Source organism: Elongatibacter sediminis, from assembly GCF_037892215.1.
GTDB lineage: Bacteria > Pseudomonadota > Gammaproteobacteria > Xanthomonadales > SZUA-36 > Elongatibacter > Elongatibacter sediminis.
The window spans coordinates 94,464-116,984 of record NZ_JAZHOG010000001.1; the positions used below are offsets into that span (position 1 = coordinate 94,464).

Below are 22,521 nucleotides of genomic sequence, written 5' to 3' on the forward strand. Positions count from 1 at the left end.
GTAGTCCCCTCAACTTACTTCGCGGTAACCGCGAATACAAATGAGCCGGCTTATTCGGGATAGGCGGGGTATTCGGGCAATTCCGCCGCGGTACAGGACCAGGCGCTGCGGGAATCCGCGAAAATGCGCGCCTGCGGGCGCAGCTCGGGTTCGTCATCCAGCGAGCCGGCGGGAATGAAAACCAGGTTGAATTCGGGCACGTAGCGCGGCAACCGCGACCCACAGGTGACACAGAAGCTGTTGGCGAAGCGTTTCGCGTCCGGCAGCCGGTATTCGGCGACGCGATCTTTGCCGCACTGCCAATCCAGTGTCCCCTCCACGAAGAGGTTGGAAGCGTGACCGGTACCGGTGACTTTCCGGCAGCGGGAACAGTGGCAGTGGTAAAAACGCTTGGGCACGCCGGTCGCTGTATACCGCACCGCGCCACACAGACAGCTTCCGCTCAGGGCTTGTTCGGCCATACTGTCTCCTGATTCACGAACTCAAACACATGAATTGAAAATATTCTGTTTCATGGCCTGCCGAGAAAGGCCTGAACAGCTGCAACGACCTCGTCATAGGCGCATTCTGCGCTGGGGCCCATGTGCCCGCAACCGGAGTCCACAACCCGCACCTCCGCTTCCAGCCAGCGCCCCAACTCCTGCGAGGGAGCCGGGTTGACCATGTGATCACCGGCAAACACCACCTGCAGCACTTCGGCCTGAATCCGTTCGCGCAGTTGCGTTCGCGGATCCGACAGGCCACGCCGAATGTCATGCCCCATCACAGCCGCCGTCTGCGACCGGCGGTCGAACAGCGATCCGACCGAGGGTTCGGGGGTAAAGTCTTTCATGAACTCGTCGAGTTCGGCCGGCGCCACCATGCCCGCGAAATGTCCCGGGGTCCACAGGGCCAGGGCATCGAGCCGAATCATCAGTTCGGACGCCAGGTGAAGGCTGGCCGGGTCTCCCCGATAGACATCGCTGATGCGGTACCAGGTCTGCCACAACAAGAGATCGAAAGCCGTCGGCCACGGTGTGCCTTCGATGGCGGCGATACGGCGGGAAAAGCCAGGGTGGCGCACGGCCCATTCCAGAGCCTGGAATCCCCCCATCGAAACCCCCACCACGGCGTGCACCGAATCCAGGTTCAGTTGTTCCGTGAGCAACCGGTATTGCGCGGCCACCATGTCACCGATGGTGAACCGGGGAAAAGCCTCGCCCGCCTGACGTTCACTATTGGACGGCGACGATGACAAACCGTTGCCGAATGCCTCGATCGCGATGACCTGCCAACGATTGGTGTCCGCCAGCATGCCCGGCCCGATCAGCTTGCTTTGAATCAGGCTTTCCGTCGTACCGCCATACCACGACGGGAACACCACCACGTTGCCGCCATCGGAGGCGCGATCTCCCAGGACCCGGTAGGTAAGCTGGCAATCCTCGATCACCCCGCCGAGTTCCAGTGCGCATTCCCCCAGGTCGGCCTGCCGCAGCCCACCGGCGGATTCAGGATCGGGACCGGGATCGGGTTGGGCTCCGAAAACCGCCGGGACCAGCCCGAGCGTGAGCAGAAGCAGCAAGGCCATCAGTCCGCCCCGAGCGCTCACGCCGATAACGCTGCGTTTCCGAGCCGGGCACACCCCGCTGCCGCGACGGCTCACCCCAGCATCTCCTTCGCCGACTTCACCAGGTCCAGCGGGAACACGATCGTATTGCTCTTGTCTCCGGCGATTTCGGTCAGGGTTTGCAGATAGCGAAGCTGGATGGCGTTGGGCTCCTCGGCCAGGCGCTTGGCGGCTTCGACCAGTTCATTCGCCGCCTGCTTCTCGCCGGTGGCGTGAATGACCTTGGCCCGCCGCTGACGCTCGGCCTCGGCCTGCGCGGCGATGGCGCGGATCATGCTCTCGTCGAGGTCGACGTGCTTGATTTCGACGTTCGAAATCTTGATGCCCCAGGCGTCGGTCTGCCGATCCAGAATGGCCTGGATGTCCTTGTTCAGTTTTTCGCGCTCGGCCAGCATGTCGTCCAGTTCGTGCTGCCCCAACACCGACCGCAAAGTGGTTTGCGCCAACTGGCTGACCGCATCGAGGAATTTTTCCACCTGGATGATGGCTTTCTCCGGGTCGATCACACGGAAATACACCACGGCGTTGACTTTCACCGACACGTTGTCGCGCGAAATGACATCCTGGGTGGGCACGTCCATCACCACCACGCGCAGGTCGACACGTTCGATCTGCTGCAGCACGGGGATCACGATGATCAGCCCGGGCCCCTTGACCTTCCAGAAACGACCGAGCTGAAAGATGACACCGCGCTCGTACTCGCGCAGAATCTTGATGGCGTTGACCAGGATCGCCAGAACCGCGAACCCGATCACGCCGAAGAAATAGTCGAAAATCATGTTACACCTCCGAAGTATTCGGAGACGGAACCGGCTAATCCGCCGGCTCGACCTCCAGAGTCAGTCCGTCGACGCCTACGACCTTGATGCCGCTCCCGGCCTCGATGGGCGATTGGCTCCGTGCCCGCCAGCGCTCGCCATGGACGAAGACGAACCCATCCCCGCTAAACGTTTCCAGGGCTTCACCGGACGAGCCGATCAATTCCTCGCGGCCGGCCACCATCGGGCGCTGCCGCGCCTTCATCGCGAAACCGATGATGGCCATCAGGCCGACACCACTGGCGAGGGCGATGGCGCCGATCAGCGGCCGTGAAACCACGAAGCCCGGCACGTCGGTGTCGATCAGGATGATCGACCCGATGACCAGAGCGATGATGCCGCCGATGCCCAACACGCCGAAACTGGGCGCGAGCGCTTCGGCAATCATCAGAATCACGCCGAGCGCGATCAGCCCGAAGCCCGCGTAATTCACCGGCAGCATCTGGAACGCGTACAAGGCCAGCAGCAGGCAGATCGCGCCCACTACGCCGGGCAGGATCGCGCCCGGGTTATAACCTTCCAGAATCAGGCCGTACACGCCGATGAGCAACAGTATGTAGGCGATGGTGGGGCTGGTGATCACCCCCAGGAATTCGGTTTTCCAGTCCGGCTCGCGCTGCTCGATGCGCGCGTTGTCGATGACCAGTTCCCGCTCGCCGGAGGCCAGTGCCACGGTGCGTCCGTCAGCCTGCGCAAACAGATCTTCGGCGTCCCGGGCGATCAGGTCGATGACCCCGATCTCCAGCGCTTCCTCGGCGGTGATGCTGGCGGCTTCGCGCACGGCCAGTTCAGCCCAGTCCACGTTGCGACCGTGGCGGTCGGCCAGTCCGCGAATGTAGGCGACGGCGTCGTTGAGCACCTTGCGGCTCATCGCATCGCCCGGTAGTGGCGCTGACTCCGTCCCGGATTCGGATTCGGATTCGGATTCGGAATTGTCTTCCGGCCCGGCTTCAGGGGCGGCCTGTTCGTTTCCGTCGCCGTCACCGTTTCTCTCCGACCCGGTTTCGGTTTCAGAGTCGATATCGGGCCTGGAAGCCGGCGTGGGCGCATCGGGCTTCGACCCCGGGGGCCCACCGATGGATACCGGCGTCGCGGCACCGACGTGGGTCGCCGGGCTCATGGCCGCCACGTGGCTGGCATACAGTATGTACGTGCCGGCACTGGCGGCCCGCGCGCCTTCCGGCGCCACGAAAGTGATGACCGGAATCGGTGAGTTCAGGATGGATTTGATGATATCGCGGGTCGACAGGTCCAGCCCGCCCGGCGTATCCATGCGGATCAACAACGCCGCGGCGTCGCGCTCGATCGCGGCCTCCAGCGAACTGACGACAAACCCGGCGGTCGCCGGCCCGATCGGCCCGGCGATGTCGATGCGCAGTACCAGCGGAACGTCAGTGGTCGTGGCCGTGGTCGCGACCGGCTCGTCCGGAACTTGCGCCTCCGCACTGCCGGCGCCGGTGTTCAGACCCAGAACGAGCCCGATGAGCACCAGCACGCCCGCGACCGCCAACACCACCGGACGCGGGCGGAACCGGGTGATCGCGGCCACTGCATTGTGCATGGACAGGTACTCCTGCCCTGGATTCGGGGATACGCGCCGGCCTACGGAACGCAGGCTTTGACGCGGCGGCTTACGCCGCTCAGGGCCTGTTCATTCAAGCAGATCGGCGGCCCGAATGCCATCGCCGCCGCCTGCGCGGATGATCCCGCGCAATCCCCGGAAAACTCAGCCGAGTTCCCGGCAACTGAAAATGCAGTAGTCGAGGCTGCCGTGGTCGGGTTCATAGCCCGCCAGCGGCGTGGCGAACATAAAGCCGAGGCGGCGGTACAGAGGCAGGAAACGGTCTTTCACCCGGCCGTCGGTCACCGCCCGGATGTAATCCTCGATGGAGTGACACATGCCGCGCGCAGCTGCGGCGGCTAGCTTCTGCGCTCGATTTCGTAGATGCGCGGGAGGTCACCGGTCTCGGCCCGGCGCACCTGAATGCACTCAGATACCGGCACTTCCTCTCATGATTTCAACGTATTATCGCAACGTTCAGAGAAAAGTTCTCACATACAGAACGGGCACGCAAAACCGTCTTCAGGCCTCTTCGGACAGCTCGGTCGGTTGCCGGGTGAAACCCTTCAGTGAACTGAGTTCCTCCCGGTCGCGTTTGATCTGCACCGGGCTGCGCGCGTACGCGACCATCAGCCGCGCCACCGACTCCAGTGCGTCGAGGTGGATCCGCTCGTACCCGTGACTGGCGTCGACACCGAAGGTGATCAAAGCCGTTCGTATATCGTTTCCGGCCTCGATCGCGGAGGCCGAGTCGCAGCGGTAATAGCGGAAGATGTCGCGCTGGAACGGAATCCGGTCCTCGATGCACAGGTCGATGAGCTTGTTGGTCAGGTGATAATCGAACGGGCCGACCGAATCCGCCATGCCAATCGTGACCCCCTTCTCGGAGCTGTTCTGCCCGGGCGCGGTGGTGCCGTTGTCGATGGCGACCAGCGAGGCGATTTCACCATGCAGAACGGCCGAAGCACCGACACCGACCTCTTCAGCGATGGAGAACAGGAAGTAGGTATCCACCGGCAGGCGCACGTCGCCCGCGAGCAGCGCCTTGATCGCGGCGAACATGCTGGCCACGCCGGCCTTGTCGTCGAGATGGCGCGCATTGATATAGCCGTTGTCGCGCATGTCGGGCCGCGGGTCGATGGCCACGTAATCGCCAATGGCGATCCCGTGTTCGGCCAGATCCGCGCCGTTGTTCGCTTCCACATCGATACGCAGTTCAACGTGGTCCCAATCCGTTTCCTGGGTGTCCACTTCCTTGCCGAAGGTGTGGCCCGAAGCCTTCAGCGGCAGAATCGTTCCCCGGTACGCTCCCGAACGGGTCAGCAAGGTCACCCGCGCCCCCTCGGCAAAGCGACTGGACCAGTGACCGATGGGCACCAGCGCCGCCCGGCCATTGGGTTTCAGCCGCCGCACCTGGGCACCCAGGGTGTCGACGTGTCCGATCATCGCCCGCGCCGGGTCGCGACTCTCGCCCCGGACCACCGCGCGAATGGCACCGCGTCGGGTCAGTTCGTAGTCGACGCCGAGTTCATCGAGTTCGGTACAGCATCGGCGTACGACCTGATCCGTGTATCCGGTCGGGCTGGGAATCGCCAGCAGAGCTTCCAGAAAGTCGGTCAGGTATTCGGTGTCGATGGTTTCGTGCAAGGCTCTACTCCTCGGCAAGTTTCACCGCGGTCTGCGGAAAGAGAAAATCCAGAAAACGCTCGGCCGTCGGCTGCGGCTCGTGATTGGCCAGGCCCGGACGCTCGTTGGCCTCGATGAACACGTAGTCCTCGGACCCGGCCGCCGGCACGATGAAATCCAGGCCGACCACCGGCATGTCCAGGCTCTTGGCACAGCGGATCGAGACGTCCCGCAAGGTGGGCGAGAGCTCGTCCGTGACGTCGTGCAGGGTGCCACCGGTATGCAGGTTCGCGGTCTCGCGCACATCGACGACCGCACCGTCCTCCAGCACGTCGTCCAGCGCATAGCCTGCATTGGCGACACAACGCTCGGTTTCGGCATCCTGCGGTATCCGGCTTTCACCGTCGGTGGCCGCCGCACGCCGCCGGCTTTGCTTGTCAATCAGTTCGCGAATGGTGAGCTGACCGTTGCCGGTCACGTTGGGTGGCAGACGAATCGCGGCCGCCACCACCCGGTAATCGATGACGATCACCCGTAAATCCCGGCCTTTCCGATACTCTTCCAGCAGGACTTCGTCGCAAGCCTGCCGGGCCGATTCCACGGCCGCATCCAGCTCTCCGGGCGTGGACAGATTGACGCTGACCCCATTGCCCTGCTCGCCCCGTGCGGGCTTGACCACCAGGCGGCCGCAATCACGCAGAAAGGCGTGATTTTCATCCGGCTCACCCGCCGGCTGCTGCCGCGGCACGGTGATGCCCGCCTGTTCAACGACCCGGTAGGTGACCCGCTTGTTGTCGCAGCGGCTGAGCGCGATGGCCGTGGTCAACTCGGTCAGTGACTCGCGGCAGATGATGCTGCGTCCACCCAGGCTGAGCTGAAAGTAACCGTGTTCGGCGTCCAGAATATCGACGCCGACGCCGCGCCTCCTGGCCTCGTCGATGATGATGCGCGCATAGGGGTTGAGACCGGTATCCGGCCGCGGCCCGGTGAACAACGGTTCGTTGATGGCGCTCTTGGTCTTGACGCTGAAGGCCGGTATGCGCACAAACCCCATCTTTTCATACAAGCGGATGACGGCATCGTTGTCGTGCATGACCGACAGATCCATGAAGGCCCGGCCACGTGCCGCGTAATGGTCGGCGATACGGGCCACCAGGCAGCGTCCGATTCCGGGTTGGCGGGCCTGCGGGTCGACCGCCAGGCACCACATGCTCGAGCCGTTCTCCGGGTCGTTGAAGGCGCGCTTGTGGTCGACGCCCTGCACGGTGCCGATGGCCCGGTCGGTATCGCTGTCGACGGCGATGAACCACGTCAGTTCACGCGATCGCCGCTGATCCCAGATGAAATCCGGTTCCGGCGCGACCATGTTGCGGCTCAGCAACAGGCGCTGAATATCCTCGGCGTCGGTTTCCGTCTGCAGGCGGCGAATGTCAAAACCGTTGGGCTGGATGCGACCCGGCAGGTAATTCGACAGCCACAAGCGGAAGGTATGCGACGGGTCCAGGAACAGTTCCTGCGGCGCCTGGGCCAGCACCACGTGCGGATCGCGCAGGTACAGCGCGAGGTCGCGGCGGCCCTTGCGTTCGGCCCGCACCGTCTTCACGAGGCGGCCGATGTCGGCGAAGGTGTGCGCGAAAATCAGGCGCCCCCAGCCGCAGTCGACGACCGCATCCTCTTCGACCGGTTCGCCGCGATGCTGCAGTGGCTCGGTCACCTGGGTGCCGCCGGAAGGGCTCGACCGCCGCTCGATGCGATGGTTGCCTGGCTTGCGTTGCGTCATCGGCCGTGCCTCCTGCGAAGAACGTCGGTTAAAGGCCATGCGTCTGTAGCCAGATCTCCAGGCTGGCCAACTGCCAGAGCTTGGAGCCCTGCAGTGGCGTGATGTGTTTCCCGGGTTCGTCCAGCATGCGTTTCACGTACTCACCGCGAAACAGTCCGCGGTTGCGGCAGGCTTCGCTGTTCAGGGCGTCGCGGACGAACGCCAGGCTGCGCCCGCTCAGGTACTTCAGTTCCGGCACCGGGAAATAGCCCTTGGGCCGATCGATCACGGCCGCCGGGATGACGGATCGCGCCGCCTCCTTGAGAATGTGCTTGCCGCCATTGCCCACTTTCATCTCCGGCGGAATGCGCGCCGCAAGTTCGACCAGTTCATGGTCCAGGAACGGCACCCGTGCCTCCAGCCCCCAGCGCATGGTCATGTTGTCCACGCGCTTGACCGGGTCGTCGATCAGCATCACCGTGGTGTCGATGTGCAAGGCCTTGTCGACCGGGTGTTCGGCATCCGCCGCTTCAAAATGTTGCGTCAGATAGCTCCGGCTGTGGTCCTCACCCAGATAACCATCCATCAGCACCTCACACATCTCCGTGTGATCGCGGTCGCAGAACAGTTCCGCGTAATCTTCCAGCGGCGTGGCGCTGTCCATCATCGGCGGATACCAGAAATACCCCCCGAACACCTCATCCGCGCCCTGCCCGCTCTGCACCACCTTCACGTGCTTCGCCACTTCACGGCTCAGCAGGTAAAAACCGATGTTGTCGTGACTCACCATCGGCTCCGACATGGCGGCGAAACAGTCCGGCAGATGCTCGACCAGTTGCCCGGAATCGATCTGCAGCTTGTGATGCCGCGTATCGAATTCAGCGGCGATAACATCGGAATAGCGAAATTCGTTTCCTTCTTCACCGCCGGCCGACTCGAAGCCGATACTGAACGTGTTCAGGCCGGTCTGGCCCGCCTCTGCGAGCAGGCCGACCACCAGGCTGGAATCCAGCCCGCCGGACAACAGCACCCCCACTGGCACGTCCGCCACCAGGCGGCGTTTGACCGCCTTCATCAGCGTGTCGTGCACCTGCTCACGCAGTTCATCGAAACCGGCGCCATCATCGGGGTCCCGGCGAAACGACGGTGTCCAGTAGATTTCCTCGTGCCGCCGACCCTCGGCGTCGATGCGCATCCGGGTAGCCGGCGGCAGCTTGCGAATGGCGCGCAGCACCGTATTCGGCGCCGGTACCACGGAATGAAAACTCAGGTAGCGGTGCAGTGCCGCGGGGTCCAGCCGGGTATCGTCCACGCCGCCGGCCAGCAGTGCCGGCAAACTTGAGGCGAAGGCGAAGGCACCCGGCGTCTCGTGGTAGTAGAACGGCTTGATGCCGAGCCGGTCGCGTGCAGCGAAGTAGCCATTGCGTTCCCGATCGTGCAGCACGAAGGCGAACATGCCGTTGAAACGCTCCACGCAGGAGTCGCCCCAGGCGTGGTAGGCGGCCAGGACAACCTCGGTATCGCTCTCGCTGTAAAAGCGGTAACCGGCGGCTTCGAGTTCACCACGCAATTCGCGAAAATTGTAGATGCAGCCGTTGAAGACCCCGGTCAGCCCGAGATCTTCGCGCAACATGGGCTGGGCGCCGCGCTCACTGAGATCGATGATCTTCAGCCGGCGATGCCCGAACAGCCCGTTGCCGGCCTCGGTCAGGCCCCGGGCGTCGGGACCTCGTGCTTCCATGCGCGCCATCATGCGTTCAACGGCCGCGCGCTCGGGTTTCTCACCGTCGAACCGGATCAGTCCGGCGATTCCACACATCTGCAGTGTCCTCGTATCAGATTGGCAGGGGGCGCCCGCGGGGTGTCAGGAAGAACCGGAGGCTGAACGAGCCGGTTCTTCGGCCGGTATCAGCAGCGGTGAAGCATCCAGTTCTTCGGCTTCCATCATCGCGACAATTTCCTGCAGCGCCCGGTCGAGTTGCGACTGGCTGGCTGCCGACAAGGCGCGAAAGCGCTGGGTGAAACCGTCCTGCAGCAATGGCGGAGCGTGTCGCAAGGCGTCACGGCCGGCCGCCGACAAGGTGACCATGACGCAACGCTTGTCGGACTCCGGACGCTGACGTTCCAGCAGACCGGCCTGTTCCAGCCGGTCCAGAATGCCGGTTACGGTCGCCGGGCTGAGACTGACGGCCGCCGCCAGGCGGGTCGTCGGTAGCTCGCCCAGTCGCGCCAGTTCCCGCAGGCAGGCCAGTTGCGGCCCGGTCAGGTCACAACTGGAAACCAATTTGCGGCTGTACAGGTCGATGGCCCGTGTGATTCGGCGTATCGAACGCAACACGCTCTCCTCGTGCGGCGATTCGGAACCGTCGATCTCCGGGTTTTCAGGGGCGCGAGACATACTTTGTATACTAATATTTTGAGCACAAAATATCTACCGAAATCCCCAACCGGGGGCCTGCCATCACAGCGGGATCACGCCCTCACTGGTAGCGGGCCGTTGCGTCGCTGACCGCGCTGGACAGCGATTGCCAGGCCTCTTCGGCACCATCACGGAGATCCTGCCACGCATCACCGCTGGCATCCTTGAGTCGATCGAGCTGATCGGAGGCATCGTCACGCCGCGACTCCAGTTCACGGATCTTTTCGTTGAGTTTCACGCGCTGATCGGCTTCCGCATCGCGTGCCTTGGCCCTGAGCAGGTTCAACCGGGCGCCGGCGAGTTCCACCTTGGCGTCCAGCTTGTCCATCATGGCTTTACGAGTCTCTGACATGGATAACAACCTCCTTGGTCTGTGCGATTCAACCGGGCACGCCCGGTGCCGGCCAGCAGGGCCGGACAGGAATATCCATGCAAGAACGATGCCGATACCGAATGGCGCGGCCTGGGCGGGTTTGCGGATCACCCGCTGCTCCGACACGGAACATCTGACAAAGCCCTTTGTAAAACCGCGCGCCGGAAAGGCGCTGGGAGGGGTTGGTGAACGTCAGTGAGTAAGCGGTGGAGACCGGTTAATGATCTGCAGCGCGCCGTGGAGCCGCGACTCAGATGCCCACTTTGGAAAGCACTTCGACGATTTCGCGGAAAAAACGCTCGGCCACCGGATGCTCGGCCTGGAAGCGGGCCTGCAATTCGCGCGCCTTGTCCCGTGCGGACTCGATGTCGTCGGCGCCCGTCTCCTCTTCCGGGGCGACCAGGCGATGTATATCCTCGTCGAGTTCGTGCACCAGGGCCCGGGTTTCCGGGTCCAGTTCACGCGTATCCTCGAGGCTTTCGTGCAGGTCTTTCAGTAACTGCCTGAGTTCCGGGTCAGCCATTCGGGTTTCCATTCAACGGCGGACCGGCGGCCGCGGAAGAAATGCCGGTCGGACTATTCCACCACGCGCGGTGGCACGGGTCCAGACCCCCGTTGCCGCAATCGCGGGCAGACGATCACCGGGGTGTGACTCAGGCCCGTGCCGGCCGTCCCTGAATCAACCCAGCACGTTTCGGTTGCGGGCCACCGCGTTCAGGATGCGCAGACTGATGTCCAGCTCCAGGCAATGTCGATCCGCCGACAGGCGAAACTGGCTCCAGGGTATGGCGACCCGTCGATCGGATCCGTTCTGCTCGTCGGTGACGGTGAGGATCACATACTCGATGCGGCCGTCGGCGACGTCGACCATGATCTGGTCCACGGCACCGAGTTCGGCGCCTTCCCGGTTGATCACTTCCTGATCGGCCAGTTGCTTGAGATCCGCGCGCCTGCTGTCTGGCTTCTCTGTCATGGCAATTTACTTCCTGGTTTGGCTCGGAACGCCCGGCCGACCCGGTGGCGGTGCCCGCCGCGGACGTGTCCCGTATATCAATGCATGAAACATGCCACGCGCCAAAAGGGGGAACGGAGCGGAAATTCGGATTCACCCGGACGGCAAGCCGCACCCGCGGCGCCATCCACCCCCCGGAATTGCAACCCTCTTAAAAAAATTTCAATCCGCAGATTCGCGTCGCTGATATTTCTTGAGGCGGTTGTACAGCGTCTTCAGGCTGATTCCCAGAGCGTCCGCGGCCCTCGGTTTATCGTTCTCAAAGTGTTCGAGGGTGGCGAGAATCACGCGGCGCTCCGCCACCTCGAGCGGAGAACCGACCGGGATGCGCACGTAGTCGCCGCTCAACGCTCCCCCGGCCGGAACCGAACCGGGCAGATCGTCAGCCACGATTTCCGGTCCGGCGATGATGTAGGCACGCGCCACCGCGTTCTTCAGTTCGCGTACGTTGCCCGGCCACTGATGCAGGCGCAGCAGCTCTTTGACCTCGTCGCTGAGCGCCTTGTCGATGCCGTTGCGCTCCACTTGTTCGGCCAGGAAGAATTCCGCCAGCAGCACGATGTCGTCGCCGCGCTCACGCAGCGGCGGAACCCGCATCGGGAATTCGGCCAGCCGGTAGTACAGGTCCTCACGCAGCGCGCCTTCGGCGATCGCTTCTTCCGGATCCCGGTTGGTCGCGGCGATCAATCGCACATCGATCTCGATGTCCTTCTCACCGCCCACCCGGCGAATGGTGCGGGTTTCCAGCACGCGTAACAGCTTGACCTGCAGTTCGAGATCCATCTCGGTGATTTCATCGAGCAGCAACGTGCCCCCGCGCGCGCGCTCGAAAAAACCGGTGTGCGCGGCGTGGGCGCCTGTGAACGCGCCCTTGGTATGGCCGAACAACTCGCTCTCGATCAATTCACCGGATATCGCGCCGCAGTTCATGGCCACGAAAGGTCCGTCGGCCCGATTGCTGAGCTCATGAATGGAGCGGGAGATCAACTCCTTGCCGCAACCGCTCTCGCCCACCACCAGAACGGTGACTTCGGTGGGCGCCACCTTGCGCACCAGGCGGTAAACCCGCTGCATGGCCGGTGATTCGCCCTTGAGCAGTCCGCGCCCGCTCTTGTGGACGTTGGCATCGCTGTCCGGGTCCGGGTCCGACTCCATCTCCGCCAGAAACCGGTCCAGGTTCGCGCGCAGGCGCTCAAGGTCAACCGGGCGCTCGAAAAAATCCGAAGCGCCGATCTGCATCCCGCGGGCGGCGCGGTGATGATCGGTTGAATCACTGACCAGGTAGATTTCCATCACCTGCCCCAGGTCCGCGCGTCCGAACACCCGAAACGCCTCCTCTTCGCTCTCGTCGTCACCGACCTGCAGGTTGATGATGGCGATTTCGGGCAGTTGCTTGAGCAGACGGTCGCGCGCCGTCTTCAGGTCGCTGGCCGTTTCCACGTGGAAACCCGCATCACTGAAGACTTCGCTCAATTGCAGCAGGGACTCGGTCTGATCATCGATGACCAGTGCATTCGGCATAAGGCCTCCGGGCCTGACGGCCATCGCCGGTACGGAAAACCGCCCTGCCCGCCGCGAATTTTCGCGGAACAGAAACGGGGAGAGTGAAGTTTACCCCAGTTGCATCGGCACGGCGCACGCCCCGGATCCGCGGCACGCTCCAGAGGCCACGGCAGCAAACGGCCAGGGACAGCCCTGACGGAACATTGTGCAAAAAAACTTGTAAGAATTTCAGCGAAAACGCCCCGAATCCACGCCCGCCACCTGCTCCGCGAACGACCCCGCTTACCCGATCCGGCACAACCGTTCCGGTCAGCGCCCGCCCCCATCCAGGCCGCGCGACAACAGGCGGCGCAGCGACAACGGGGTCATCAGGGTGGTGACGATGGCCATGATGACGATGGCCGAGAACAGGTAGTCGATGGCCGGAGGCGGCGGGTCGGGATGTTGAAACAGACCGGCACGCAACGCGATGTCCGCGATGATGATCTCCACCGCGCCGCGAGCGTTCATGGCCGAACCGATGGCCAGAGACTCACGACCGGAAAAGCCGGCCAGCCGAGCGGCGATACCGGAGCCCGCGAGCTTGCCCACGGTGGCCGCGAGCAGCAGCACCACCAGGAACAGCGGGGCCTGCAGAATGGCATCGGTATTCAGGTGAATGCCGATCGAAGCGAAGAACACGGGCGCCAGGAAACCCAGGGTCACCGCTTCGGTCTGCGATTCGAGTTTCTCATGCGTGTCCTCGCCGACCACGTTGCGGGTGAACAGCACGCCGGCCGCGAACGCGCCGATGAGGAAATGCATGTCCAGCCATTCGGCCAGCACGGACAGGGCCAGGCCAAAAATGATGAGCAGGCTGAAATCGGCATGCTCGGTGGCCAGGCGCCGCACCTGTCTGCCCACGCGGGGCAGCACGTAGCGCCCGGCCACCCAGGCAACGGCGAAGAACCCGGCGACGTTCAGCGCGATCCGGAGCAGGGATCCGGCCGTCACGCTTTCGCCGGCGGTGATGAGGGACGTCAGCACCGCCAACAGAATGAGACTGAGTACATCGTCGATCACGGCGGCGGCAATCACGACCTGCCCGATCCGGGTCTGCAATTGGCCCAGGTCCACCAATACCTTGACCGCTACGGGCACCGCCGTGATGGCCAGCGCGACCCCGATGAACAGGCTTTGGGCGACCTTCCAGTCCGATTCCGGCAGCCACCACCACCCCAGCCCGAAGCCCAGCGCGAGAGGCAGCAGCATGCCGGCCAGCGCGATCGGCACCGCACGGCCGGTGGCCCGGGCCAGGTCACCCGGACGCATCTCGATACCGGCCAGCAGCATCAGGAAGAAGACGGCCAGGTCGAGCACCGCCTGAAAGGTCTCGTCTTCGTCGAGCTGCGCGATGGCATCCGAGGCATCGAACCCGAGCGCGATGACGGCCCCGATGAGCACACCGCCGAGCAATTCCCCCACCAGGGCGGGTTGATTCATCCGCACCGCCAATTCGGAACAGGCGCGGGTGACGACCAGAAGTATCAACAGGATGTACAGCAATTCCATCGGTGCAACATAGCCGATTCAAACAACGCTCGCTGGCATGATGATTGCATCTAAGATGGGTGCGTGGGGCCTCACTTTTCAGCGCGCCCCGAAACCGTTTCACAGGAGCACAGAACATGTCCGTAGCCAAAGTAACCGAAATCTCATCCGCATCCACCCAGAGCTTCGAAGACGCGATCACCCGGGGCATTCAGCGCGCCTCGCGAACCGTGCACGGTATCCAGTCGGCCTGGGTCAACGAGCAATCCGTGGTGGTCAACGACAACCAGGTGACCGAATGGCGGGTCAACCTCAAGGTCACTTTCCTGCTCGACGAATAAATGCCAATCGGTAACTGACCCGGCCGATTCACATCGGCACTGCGTCATCGAGCGCGCCAGGGACACCTGAGGCACCAGCCCGGTCCCTGGCGTGATCTTCAACCGGATGCGAGACACCCCCTGTAGACAATACGCTGGCCGCCGGGAGCGGCCGGGAGAAACATCGATGAATCACCGTTCGCCCGAAACCGACACGGCGATGGACAACGATCCCGCTCAACTCGACCGGCTGATCGCGGAATTCGATACCGCCATGCTGGTCACCTCGTCTTTGAACGGCAAGCCGCGGGCCCGCCCCATGGCCATAGCCCGTCACGACGCCGGCGCCCGGCTTTACTTCGCGACCCGTTCCGATGATGAAAAGCTCGAGGAAGTCCTGCGCTCGCCTGCCCTGTGCATCACCCTGCAGGATGGCGAACGTTACCTGTCACTGACCGGAACCGCCCGAGTCGAAACCGATGCGCAGTTGGCGCGCGAACTCTGGTCACCATCCATGAACCTGTGGTTCCCGGACGGCGCGGAAGATCCCCACCTCAACTTGCTGGTCGTCACTCCCGAGTACGCCGAATACTGGGATCGAACAGGATTGCGTCGGCTGGAATTTCTGTGGGAGGCGGGAAAGGCCCTGATTCGCGGCGAGAAGGCCGACGATCGCTCTCTGAGCGGCCATGCCAAAATCCGGCCCCGCCAGGCGGGGCGTGCGCTCAGGACTCCAGCGCGACCGGCGGCAGGGTCTTGATGTCCAGCGCCGTGGAAACGTCGGTACTGAAGGTCATGTCCGCTTCCTGCAGCGCGCGCCAGCAACGTATTTTCACGTCATTGCACAGGCTCAGCAGATCTCGGCGGCTGGTGTTCAAGTCGGCCCAGAACAGCACCTCGTACTCGATGTGGCTGGCGGCGAAGTTGCTGATCTGCACCCGCGCGGCGGGTTCGGGCAACACGTCACCGGTGTCTCTGACGGTGCGTTCCAGCAAATCGATCACCACATCCGGTTCGTCATGGTAGGCCACTCCAACCGTGAACGAGGGACGGCGCAGTCCGTCGCGCGTGTAGTTGTACAGTTCCACCCGAAAAATCTGGGCGCTGGGCACGAACACATCGCAGGCATCGAAGGTGCGAATGTGAACCGAACGAATGTCGATGGCCCGCACGGTGCCGGTCAGCCCCCCGGTTTTGATCAGGTCTCCCACTTCGAACGGCCGGCTGAAAGCCAGGAACAGCCCGGCCAGGAGATTCTCGCCTATTTCACGAAAGGCGAAGCCCAGCACGATGGCGACGACCCCGCCGGTGGCCAGCAGGCTGGCCGCGATGCCTTCGAATCCCATCACTCCGAGCGCGGCCATCACGCCCACCACCCGAACGGTCCAGGTCAGTAACCGCCGCACGTAGCGTTCATTGGGCCGCAGGCGTTCACTGCGCCGCATGACCCGCCCGACCAGATGCCCGAACACCCGTGCGGCGATGGCGAAAACCACCAGCACGATCGCCGCATACAGCAGGCGCGGGGAATAGGCCAGAAACGCCTGCCAGTCAGTGCGCAGGCTGTTGATGATGAAGTCCATGCCGAACTCTCCGTTTGTGGAAACGCTGACTGTCGGTGCAAAAACTTACGCGCCCCCGGACAATCACTCCTTCATTCGTTATACCATCATCGCCTGATTACGACTCCAGGTGTGACCCCATGTCCCAGAATTCTCAAGCTTTCGACCAATGGATACGCAGCAGTTTCGTTGAGATCAATACGGAGCTGGAAGAACTGTATTTCGTGCAGGAGGACCGCGCCAACACGCAGGACGTCGGCGAAGACCTCAAGTCGAACCTGCGGCAGCAAGGCGAGGCCCACATCAAGACCCTGCTGGCGGAAGGTAATACCGACGAAGGTTTCGACCGTGGGTTCGACCTGCTGGGCAACGTCGGACTGTTCATGGCGGCCTGTGAACGGCACGGCATCACCCAGGCACATCGGGACAACCGTTCTCCGTTGCACGAGGCCTCCGCCCTGGCCATGCAGCTCGGCGCCTCGCTCGGCGTCACGCCCCGCTTCGCCACCAGCCACATGAGCACTCACAGCCGGGCCATCAATGGCCGCTACAAGAGCTTCACGTCCCTGGAAGACGAATCCATTTTCATCGAGTACAACACCCTGGCGGTCATGGCCTACAAACGGGCCGCGGATGCCCTGCTGCGCATCCTCCCTCTGGGCGTGTCGCACCCGGTGACCCACGACCTGCTCGAGGCCGCGCTGGATGCGCTGAACGATGTCTTCGATTACAACGAGCGGCTGTTCGCAAAACTGGACACCGACCGCTTCTTCTACAGCGTTCGACCCTATTTCAAGCCGCACCGGGTCGGGCTGCACGTATATCGCGGGGCCAATGCCGGGGACTTCGCCGGCATCAACGTGATCGACCTGTTGCTCGGCGTATGCAATGCCGATCACGCCTACTATTCCCAACTCCTGGTGGACAAATTTCTGTACATGACGCCGGAAGACCAGGCCATCCTGCGCGACACCATGCGTCGGCGCAGCCTGATGGACGAGTTTCTCGACCACGTGGGGGTCCACGAAAACGAGGAATGGTATCGATCCAATCTCGGCAAGTTCCTGCAGGTCATCCGCCGTCATGGCGAAACCGCCGAACAGCACCACGATCAGTTGGTCCACAAATTCATCGAGAAGCCGGCGGAAAATCTCGAGGAAGAACACCATGAGAACCTCACCGCCAGCGGACCACCGCTGCCGGTGCTGCTGAGATCCCTGGAGAAACTCAGGGACCTGCGCCTGGCCGCCGACCGCGATGACATTCCCACCCGCCACGCCGACGTAAGGCGCCTGCGCGACAGCCTGGGCTGACGGAGCCTCCTCATGGATGATCAGCCCGGTTCCAGATCAAGCGGACTGGCCTACGCGGCACTCACTCTGACGGCGTTTTTCCTGGCCGGCAACCACATCATCGGCCGCGGGGTGCACGAGACGATCCCGCCCATCGGTCTGTCGTTCTGGCGCTGGGTGGCCGGCGCATTGATTTTTCTGCCGTTCGCGCTGCCCGGCATGCGCCGCAACTGGCCCCTGCTGCGCCAGCACCTGGGAGCCGCCGCTCTGCTCGGCTTTTTCATGGTTGGCGGCACGACCCTCGTCCTGGTCGCGCTGACCCGGACCTACGCTGTGAACGTGTCCCTGATCAACGCGATCCAGCCCACCCTGACCGTATTCTTCGCCTGGCTGGTTTTCCACGAAACCATGACCCGGCCGCGCGCACTGGGCGTGCTTTTGGGTTTCCTGGGGGTCGCCATCATGATCACCCGGGCCGACCTGAATGTGTTGCTGAGCCTGGATCTTTCTTCCGGCGACTTCATCGCCCTGCTCGCCATGTGCGGATTCGCCGGATTCGCCCTGAACCTGCATCGACTGCCACGGGAACTGGGCATCTTCGCCGCCCTGTTCGCGATCAGTGTCTGCGGGACGGTCATGCTGCTGCCGTTCTATCTGTGGGAAACCCTGACCGTGCAATCCGTACCGGTCAGTATGACCAGCATGGCGGCCATCCTCGCCCTGGCCCTGCTGGTCACGGTGTTCGGCAACCTGGGCTGGTATGCCGGTAACCGCATCATCGGGCCCAGCCGGGCTTCGATGTTCATCAACCTGATCCCGGTCTTCGGCAGCATCCTGGCCATCATTTTCCTCGACGAGCAGCTACTCGGCTATCACCTGCTCGGCGGCAGCCTGGTCATTGCCGGACTGGTCCTCGCTGCGCGGGCCGGCGCCCCCCGGAAAAAAGACGCCTAGACATTCCCCTTCGGAAGGAGCCTGTTTCCGGGACACCCGTTGCGTCCCGGAGAATATCTCTCGCTGGTGTACCTGCAGGCTTGGTCTATCATAAATGCATGGACACCAACGCCCACGCGCTGCCCGCGCTGCAGGCGCGGAGCGGGGAACAAGAAGCCCTCGAGGTGGCGATTTCCGCACTGCACCAGGGCCGGGGCGAGGTAATTTTCATCGTTGGCGAACCCGGCATTGGAAAAAGCGCCCTCGCCCGCTGGGCCGCGGCACGCGCACGGCAGTCCGGCATTGAAACGAGTTGGGGATTCAGTTGGGAGGCCAGTCGGGCTCCCCCCTATTGGCCGTGGATGCAGTGTTTACGCGAGATACTGCAACAACGCGACTTGCCGGAAGCCGTCAAGCCACACCTGCAACGCCTGCTGCCCGAACTGGCCAGCGACCCGTATCGCGAACATGCAGCGAAAGCGACTCGCCTTCATGCCGACCAGGCGCGATTCCAGCTGCTGGATTCGGCGCGCCGGATTTTACGCGCCACCGCCACGACCGGGCCATTTGTCGCCATCCTCGAAGATTTGCACGCCGCCGACCACGATTCACTTCTGCTGCTGCGTTACCTCTGCCCCCTCTTGAACGAGCTTCCGGTGCTTCTGGTCGGAACCTGGCGCGAAGGGGACGCCCAACTCACGGGAAAGGCTTCACTGCTGGGCGAGTGCGCACGCTCCGCGACCGTGATGCGCCCGCGTGCGCTCGACATGGAGGCAGTCAACGCCTTGCTGAAGCCCTCGCTGGAGGATGACTCATCGGGTGAACTGGCGTCACAGGTGCACGCACTCACCGAGGGCAATCCGTTGTTCGTCACGGAAATCTCGGCCCTGCTGCGCAACCGGCACGACACCGAGTTGCCGACCCAGCTTCCGGCAAATCTGCAACAGGTCATTCGCCAGCATTTCGGCACCTTGCCGCCAGACTGCCGCGACTTGCTCGGGCAGGCTTCGGTGCTGGGCCGAGAGTTCGACATTCCAACCCTGGCTGCGCTGACCGAAGCGGAAGAGGCGTCGCTGCAGCGAACCCTGCAGCCAGCAGTAATGGGGGGGCTGTTGCGGCATCTCGGTCCGGCTGCGCTCCGCTACACGCATATTTTCTACCGCGACATTCTCTACCTCGATCTGGACCCGACAGAGCGGATGCGTTTGCACCGGGTTCGGGCCGAGCAATTGAGTGAATCCTTGCACAGCGGCCTGGGCGGGCACTGGTCCGAACTCGCCGAACACCTGACCGCGGCCGGCTCCGGGTCGTTGCGTGAAGCCGCCCGGGCCTGGCAGCAGGCTGCACGGCACGCCCGTGAGCGCTTGGCATTCACCGAAGCGTGCCAGGTCTATCGCAAGGCGGTGGAGGCATTCGGCGCGGGACCCGGGGCCGACCCCGTCGAACGTTGCAGCCTGATACTGGAATGGGCCCGCGTGGAGCTCGAGGCCGGCAACCTCGAAGCCGGACGCAAACTGTGTGACGAGGTGTTTGCCCTCGCCGGCACACTCGAGTCCCCCCGACTCATGGCCGAGGCTGCCCTGACCTACGGTCGCGTTTTCGTCATCGCCAGCGTCGACCCCGTGCTGGTTCGCTATCTGCGCCGCGCGTTGCAAGTCCTCCCTGGCAACGAAACCGGCCTGCACGCGCAATTGCAGGCCCGCCTGGCCGCCGCTCTGCAGCCAGACCCCGAACCCGACATGCCGGTCCGCATGGCGCACGAAGCAATTGAACTGGCACGCGAAACCGGTGACTCCGAAGTGCTTTTCGACACCCTCGCATCCGCCATCGCGGCCATGATGGACATGACACCGGTCCCGCAACGTACCGGGTTTAATCGCGAATTCGCCGACATGGCGCGCGCAGCGGGTGAAATCACCGCCGAGTTCCGCGGTCATGCCCTGCTGATGGTGGATGCAATGGAATCCGGCGATCCCGCCGCTTTCGATCTGGCACTGGACACCCTGGAGCGGCTGGCGCGCCGCATCGACCTGCCGCACTACGATTGGAAGATCGAGAGCGCGCAGGCATTGAGGGCTCAGATACGAGGTCAATTCGAAGCGGCCTCTGCACACAATGCGGCCGCCTGCGAGCACGCTCGCAAGGCGCAGGACAACGCCGCCGAAATGACGCTGGCCATCCAGGCGCTGTGTCTGGAATTCGAAGCAGGCACCCTGGATAGGCCGGGCTTCGACAGGCTGCGTCAACGCATCACCGAGGCGTGCACTGCCACAGGTTCCGATGACTTGTTCATCCGACCGGTGTTCGCGCGCTACCTGCTTGCGGCCGGTGACCGCGCGGGTGCCGATGCCCTTTGCGGACCCGGCGCCATCGACCGCCTGATCGGCATGCGTGAGATCTCCAACATCACCAATATCGGTGAATGCGCGGTCATGAAAGGTGATCGGGATCTGGCGCGCCGGATCATTCCGTTGCTCGAACCCCAGCGTGAATACTGCGCCCATGCCAGCCTCTACGGCATGGCCTGGCACGGTCCCATCGCTCACACCCTGGCCCGGTTGCTGCGCGTGGCGGGCAGCGACGCGGAAGCTGACCGGCTCCTGAGCATGGCCGAATCCGTCGCCGAGCGAATGGGCGCCGCCACCGCCCTGCGCGCCATCCGCGCGGATTACGCTGCCCATTCCGTCTCCGACGCCACCGGCAAAACCACCACAACGCCTGCTCCGGGGTGCGAGCACGCCAATTCCGACATCCGACTGGTCTGTGACGGCGAGGTCTATCGCCTCAGCTTCAGGGGTCGCACGACCCTTCTGCAGCCAACCCGCGGCATGGCCTGGCTCGAACAACTGGTCAACTCGCCCGACCGTGAATGGCATGTGCTGGATCTGGTGGCACCCGGCGAGGCAACGCCCGACGCGGGTGGCACGGGCCCGCTGCTGGACCACACGGCTCGCGACGCTTACCGCAAGCGCCTGGAAGATCTGGATGACGAACTCGAGGAAGCCCGGCTGAGGCGCGACGACGATCTCGAAGCCCGACTTCTCGACGAGCAGAACCTGTTACGCAGCGAGCTGGGCAGGGCCTTCGGTCTCGGCGGGCGTGAGCGCCCCGCGGGCAAGGCGGCGGAACGCGCCCGCGTCAATGTCACCCGCCGGGTACGCGACGCCATACGCCGGATCGGCGAACAGGACATGGATGCAGGCAACTACCTGGACAAAACCATCAAGACTGGCCGATTCTGCAGCTTCCAACCGCTGTAAGCCCGCTTGCAACCACACCTGTAACCCCTGACGGAACATCGTTCCGGGACCTGTCACGCCTTCGTCATGTGGACCGAACTCGCGGTCCTCATGCAACGACGGAGGATATGAAATATGCCAATCCAAACGACAGCCAAACCGGCAAGGGGAGGTACATGATGGAGATTCTCGGCTATTTGACCATCGGCCTGATACCGGGCTTTATTCTGCTTGACTGGGCCATCCGCGGCCGGCGCCACGACTCCACCCCATTCTGGCGGATTCGCGCCACGGTCATGACCATCGTCAGCTTCTGTCTCGCGGGTTACTTCTCGGTGATGTGGGGAACTCTGCTGGGTGATTTCCACCTGTTCGACTTCAGCATGCTGGGAGCAGGGTTCGGGGCCGTGTTCGGCATCGTGGTTTACGAATTGATTCACTACGTGTATCACCGCGCCGCCCACCGCTATCGGTGGCTGTGGCTGATGGGGCACCAGATGCATCACAGCGCGGAGAGTCTGGATGCGTTCGGCGCTTACTGGCTGCACCCGCTGGACAATCTGATGTTCACGACCCTGGCCAGTCTGGTGTTCTACCCCCTGCTCGGACTGAGTGTGGAAGCCGGCGTGATCGCCGCATTCTTTTTGACTTTCAATGCCATGTTTCAGCATGCCAGCTTCCGCACGCCACGTTGGTTGGGCTATATCATCCAGCGCCCCGAAAGCCACAGCGTGCATCACGGCCGCGGCATCCACCGCTACAACTACGCGGACTTGCCCCTTTGGGACATGGTGTTCGGGACCTTCCACAACCCGGAGGACTTTCAGGGCGAGCACGGCTTTTACGCTGGTGGCTCCGAGCGCATCACGGACATGCTGCTGTTCCGCGATGTCAGTTCCCCCGGTCCCCGCCGGCACGAAGACAATCGCGCGACGCTGCCGAGCGCGAGCTGAGACAGCCATACGAAG

At 63.3% G+C, this 22,521-nt stretch carries 21 protein-coding genes; 6 read left to right on the forward strand and 15 right to left on the reverse strand.

The window, feature by feature from the left end:
• Window positions 1-50 precede the first annotated feature (50 nt).
• The 14 genes from V3330_RS00365 to V3330_RS00430 form a co-directional block, all read right to left on the reverse strand.
• On the reverse strand, window positions 51-461 hold the full coding sequence (locus tag V3330_RS00365; protein ID WP_354693382.1) for a GFA family protein: 411 nt from the start codon (window positions 459-461) through the stop codon (window positions 51-53).
• Window positions 462-511: 50 nt separating this feature from the next.
• Window positions 512-1,642, reverse strand: a complete 1,131-nt coding sequence (locus V3330_RS00370) for an alpha/beta hydrolase (RefSeq protein ID WP_354693383.1) — start codon at window positions 1,640-1,642, stop codon at window positions 512-514.
• Window positions 1,639-2,385: a slipin family protein gene (locus V3330_RS00375; protein WP_354693384.1), complete on the reverse strand. Its 747-nt coding sequence runs from the start codon at window positions 2,383-2,385 to the stop codon at window positions 1,639-1,641. The genes V3330_RS00370 and V3330_RS00375 overlap by 4 nt, the downstream gene beginning before the upstream one ends.
• Window positions 2,386-2,419: 34 nt before the next feature.
• A complete protein-coding gene (locus tag V3330_RS00380) occupies window positions 2,420-3,985 on the reverse strand; it encodes an NfeD family protein (protein ID WP_354693385.1) in 1,566 nt (521 codons plus the stop codon).
• Window positions 3,986-4,150: 165 nt separating this feature from the next.
• Window positions 4,151-4,324, reverse strand: a complete 174-nt coding sequence (locus V3330_RS00385; protein ID WP_354693386.1) for a hypothetical protein — start codon at window positions 4,322-4,324, stop codon at window positions 4,151-4,153.
• Between the two features lie 183 nt (window positions 4,325-4,507).
• Window positions 4,508-5,632 carry an osmoprotectant NAGGN system M42 family peptidase gene (locus tag V3330_RS00390; protein WP_354693387.1) on the reverse strand — a complete coding sequence of 375 codons (1,125 nt, stop codon included), beginning with the start codon at window positions 5,630-5,632 and terminating at the stop codon, window positions 4,508-4,510.
• A 4-nt stretch (window positions 5,633-5,636) separates the two neighbouring features.
• Complete coding sequence (ngg, locus tag V3330_RS00395; protein ID WP_354693388.1) at window positions 5,637-7,391, reverse strand: N-acetylglutaminylglutamine synthetase; 1,755 nt, start codon at window positions 7,389-7,391, stop codon at window positions 5,637-5,639.
• Window positions 7,392-7,419: 28 nt separating this feature from the next.
• Window positions 7,420-9,189, reverse strand: coding sequence for an N-acetylglutaminylglutamine amidotransferase (locus tag V3330_RS00400; RefSeq protein WP_354693389.1), 1,770 nt, complete (start codon window positions 9,187-9,189; stop codon window positions 7,420-7,422).
• A gap of 45 nt (window positions 9,190-9,234) precedes the next feature.
• Entirely contained in the window at window positions 9,235-9,768 is a 534-nt protein-coding gene (locus tag V3330_RS00405; RefSeq protein WP_354693390.1) for a MarR family winged helix-turn-helix transcriptional regulator, read from the reverse strand.
• Between the two features lie 82 nt (window positions 9,769-9,850).
• Window positions 9,851-10,141 carry a sll1863 family stress response protein gene (locus V3330_RS00410; protein WP_354693391.1) on the reverse strand — a complete coding sequence of 97 codons (291 nt, stop codon included), beginning with the start codon at window positions 10,139-10,141 and terminating at the stop codon, window positions 9,851-9,853.
• Window positions 10,142-10,412: 271 nt separating this feature from the next.
• Window positions 10,413-10,685 carry a DUF4404 family protein gene (locus V3330_RS00415; protein WP_354693392.1) on the reverse strand — a complete coding sequence of 91 codons (273 nt, stop codon included), beginning with the start codon at window positions 10,683-10,685 and terminating at the stop codon, window positions 10,413-10,415.
• A 156-nt stretch (window positions 10,686-10,841) separates the two neighbouring features.
• Window positions 10,842-11,135 (reverse strand): PRC-barrel domain-containing protein, encoded by a 294-nt coding sequence (locus V3330_RS00420; protein WP_354693393.1) that lies wholly within the window; start codon window positions 11,133-11,135, stop codon window positions 10,842-10,844.
• A gap of 201 nt (window positions 11,136-11,336) precedes the next feature.
• On the reverse strand, window positions 11,337-12,695 hold the full coding sequence (locus V3330_RS00425; RefSeq protein WP_354693394.1) for a sigma-54-dependent transcriptional regulator: 1,359 nt from the start codon (window positions 12,693-12,695) through the stop codon (window positions 11,337-11,339).
• 291 nt (window positions 12,696-12,986) lie between these two features.
• A complete protein-coding gene (locus tag V3330_RS00430; RefSeq protein WP_354693395.1) occupies window positions 12,987-14,228 on the reverse strand; it encodes a cation:proton antiporter in 1,242 nt (413 codons plus the stop codon).
• A gap of 116 nt (window positions 14,229-14,344) precedes the next feature.
• Between V3330_RS00430 and V3330_RS00435 the strand changes: the two genes are divergently transcribed.
• Entirely contained in the window at window positions 14,345-14,548 is a 204-nt protein-coding gene (locus tag V3330_RS00435) for a dodecin family protein (protein WP_354693396.1), read from the forward strand.
• A 166-nt stretch (window positions 14,549-14,714) separates the two neighbouring features.
• Window positions 14,715-15,287 (forward strand): pyridoxamine 5'-phosphate oxidase family protein, encoded by a 573-nt coding sequence (locus tag V3330_RS00440; protein WP_354693397.1) that lies wholly within the window; start codon window positions 14,715-14,717, stop codon window positions 15,285-15,287.
• Here the strand turns inward: V3330_RS00440 and V3330_RS00445 are convergent.
• Complete coding sequence (locus tag V3330_RS00445) at window positions 15,253-16,110, reverse strand: mechanosensitive ion channel family protein (RefSeq protein ID WP_354693398.1); 858 nt, start codon at window positions 16,108-16,110, stop codon at window positions 15,253-15,255. The genes V3330_RS00440 and V3330_RS00445 overlap by 35 nt on opposite strands.
• Before the next feature lie 119 nt (window positions 16,111-16,229).
• On the opposite strand from V3330_RS00445, the gene V3330_RS00450 reads away from it, so the two are divergent.
• From V3330_RS00450 to V3330_RS00465, 4 genes are all read left to right on the forward strand, one after another.
• Window positions 16,230-17,402 carry a PrnB family protein gene (locus tag V3330_RS00450; RefSeq protein WP_354693399.1) on the forward strand — a complete coding sequence of 391 codons (1,173 nt, stop codon included), beginning with the start codon at window positions 16,230-16,232 and terminating at the stop codon, window positions 17,400-17,402.
• A 12-nt stretch (window positions 17,403-17,414) separates the two neighbouring features.
• A complete protein-coding gene (locus V3330_RS00455) occupies window positions 17,415-18,335 on the forward strand; it encodes a DMT family transporter (protein ID WP_354693400.1) in 921 nt (306 codons plus the stop codon).
• Window positions 18,336-18,433: 98 nt separating this feature from the next.
• Complete coding sequence (locus V3330_RS00460) at window positions 18,434-21,574, forward strand: ATP-binding protein (protein ID WP_354693401.1); 3,141 nt, start codon at window positions 18,434-18,436, stop codon at window positions 21,572-21,574.
• A gap of 158 nt (window positions 21,575-21,732) precedes the next feature.
• Window positions 21,733-22,506: a sterol desaturase family protein gene (locus tag V3330_RS00465; protein WP_354693402.1), complete on the forward strand. Its 774-nt coding sequence runs from the start codon at window positions 21,733-21,735 to the stop codon at window positions 22,504-22,506.
• Window positions 22,507-22,521: the final 15 nt, after the last annotated feature.

Excerpts from the sequence above, each read along its gene's own strand:
- V3330_RS00445 (WP_354693398.1), bottom strand. The coding sequence starts at position 16,110 with ATGGACTTCATCATCAACAGCCTGCGCACTGACTGGCAGGCGTTTCTG.
- V3330_RS00420 (WP_354693393.1), bottom strand. The coding sequence starts at position 11,135 with ATGACAGAGAAGCCAGACAGCAGGCGCGCGGATCTCAAGCAACTGGCC.
- V3330_RS00415 (WP_354693392.1), bottom strand. The coding sequence starts at position 10,685 with ATGGCTGACCCGGAACTCAGGCAGTTACTGAAAGACCTGCACGAAAGC.
- V3330_RS00405 (WP_354693390.1), bottom strand. The coding sequence starts at position 9,768 with ATGTCTCGCGCCCCTGAAAACCCGGAGATCGACGGTTCCGAATCGCCG.
- V3330_RS00430 (WP_354693395.1), bottom strand. The coding sequence starts at position 14,228 with ATGGAATTGCTGTACATCCTGTTGATACTTCTGGTCGTCACCCGCGCC.
- V3330_RS00465 (WP_354693402.1), top strand. The coding sequence starts at position 21,733 with ATGGAGATTCTCGGCTATTTGACCATCGGCCTGATACCGGGCTTTATT.
- V3330_RS00400 (WP_354693389.1), bottom strand. The coding sequence starts at position 9,189 with ATGTGTGGAATCGCCGGACTGATCCGGTTCGACGGTGAGAAACCCGAG.
- V3330_RS00385 (WP_354693386.1), bottom strand. The coding sequence starts at position 4,324 with ATGTGTCACTCCATCGAGGATTACATCCGGGCGGTGACCGACGGCCGG.
- V3330_RS00455 (WP_354693400.1), top strand. The coding sequence starts at position 17,415 with ATGGATGATCAGCCCGGTTCCAGATCAAGCGGACTGGCCTACGCGGCA.
- ngg (WP_354693388.1), bottom strand. The coding sequence starts at position 7,391 with ATGACGCAACGCAAGCCAGGCAACCATCGCATCGAGCGGCGGTCGAGC.
- V3330_RS00410 (WP_354693391.1), bottom strand. The coding sequence starts at position 10,141 with ATGTCAGAGACTCGTAAAGCCATGATGGACAAGCTGGACGCCAAGGTG.
- V3330_RS00375 (WP_354693384.1), bottom strand. The coding sequence starts at position 2,385 with ATGATTTTCGACTATTTCTTCGGCGTGATCGGGTTCGCGGTTCTGGCG.
- V3330_RS00435 (WP_354693396.1), top strand. The coding sequence starts at position 14,345 with ATGTCCGTAGCCAAAGTAACCGAAATCTCATCCGCATCCACCCAGAGC.
- V3330_RS00450 (WP_354693399.1), top strand. The coding sequence starts at position 16,230 with ATGTCCCAGAATTCTCAAGCTTTCGACCAATGGATACGCAGCAGTTTC.
- V3330_RS00460 (WP_354693401.1), top strand. The coding sequence starts at position 18,434 with ATGGACACCAACGCCCACGCGCTGCCCGCGCTGCAGGCGCGGAGCGGG.
- V3330_RS00440 (WP_354693397.1), top strand. The coding sequence starts at position 14,715 with ATGAATCACCGTTCGCCCGAAACCGACACGGCGATGGACAACGATCCC.
- V3330_RS00425 (WP_354693394.1), bottom strand. The coding sequence starts at position 12,695 with ATGCCGAATGCACTGGTCATCGATGATCAGACCGAGTCCCTGCTGCAA.
- V3330_RS00365 (WP_354693382.1), bottom strand. The coding sequence starts at position 461 with ATGGCCGAACAAGCCCTGAGCGGAAGCTGTCTGTGTGGCGCGGTGCGG.
- V3330_RS00380 (WP_354693385.1), bottom strand. The coding sequence starts at position 3,985 with ATGCACAATGCAGTGGCCGCGATCACCCGGTTCCGCCCGCGTCCGGTG.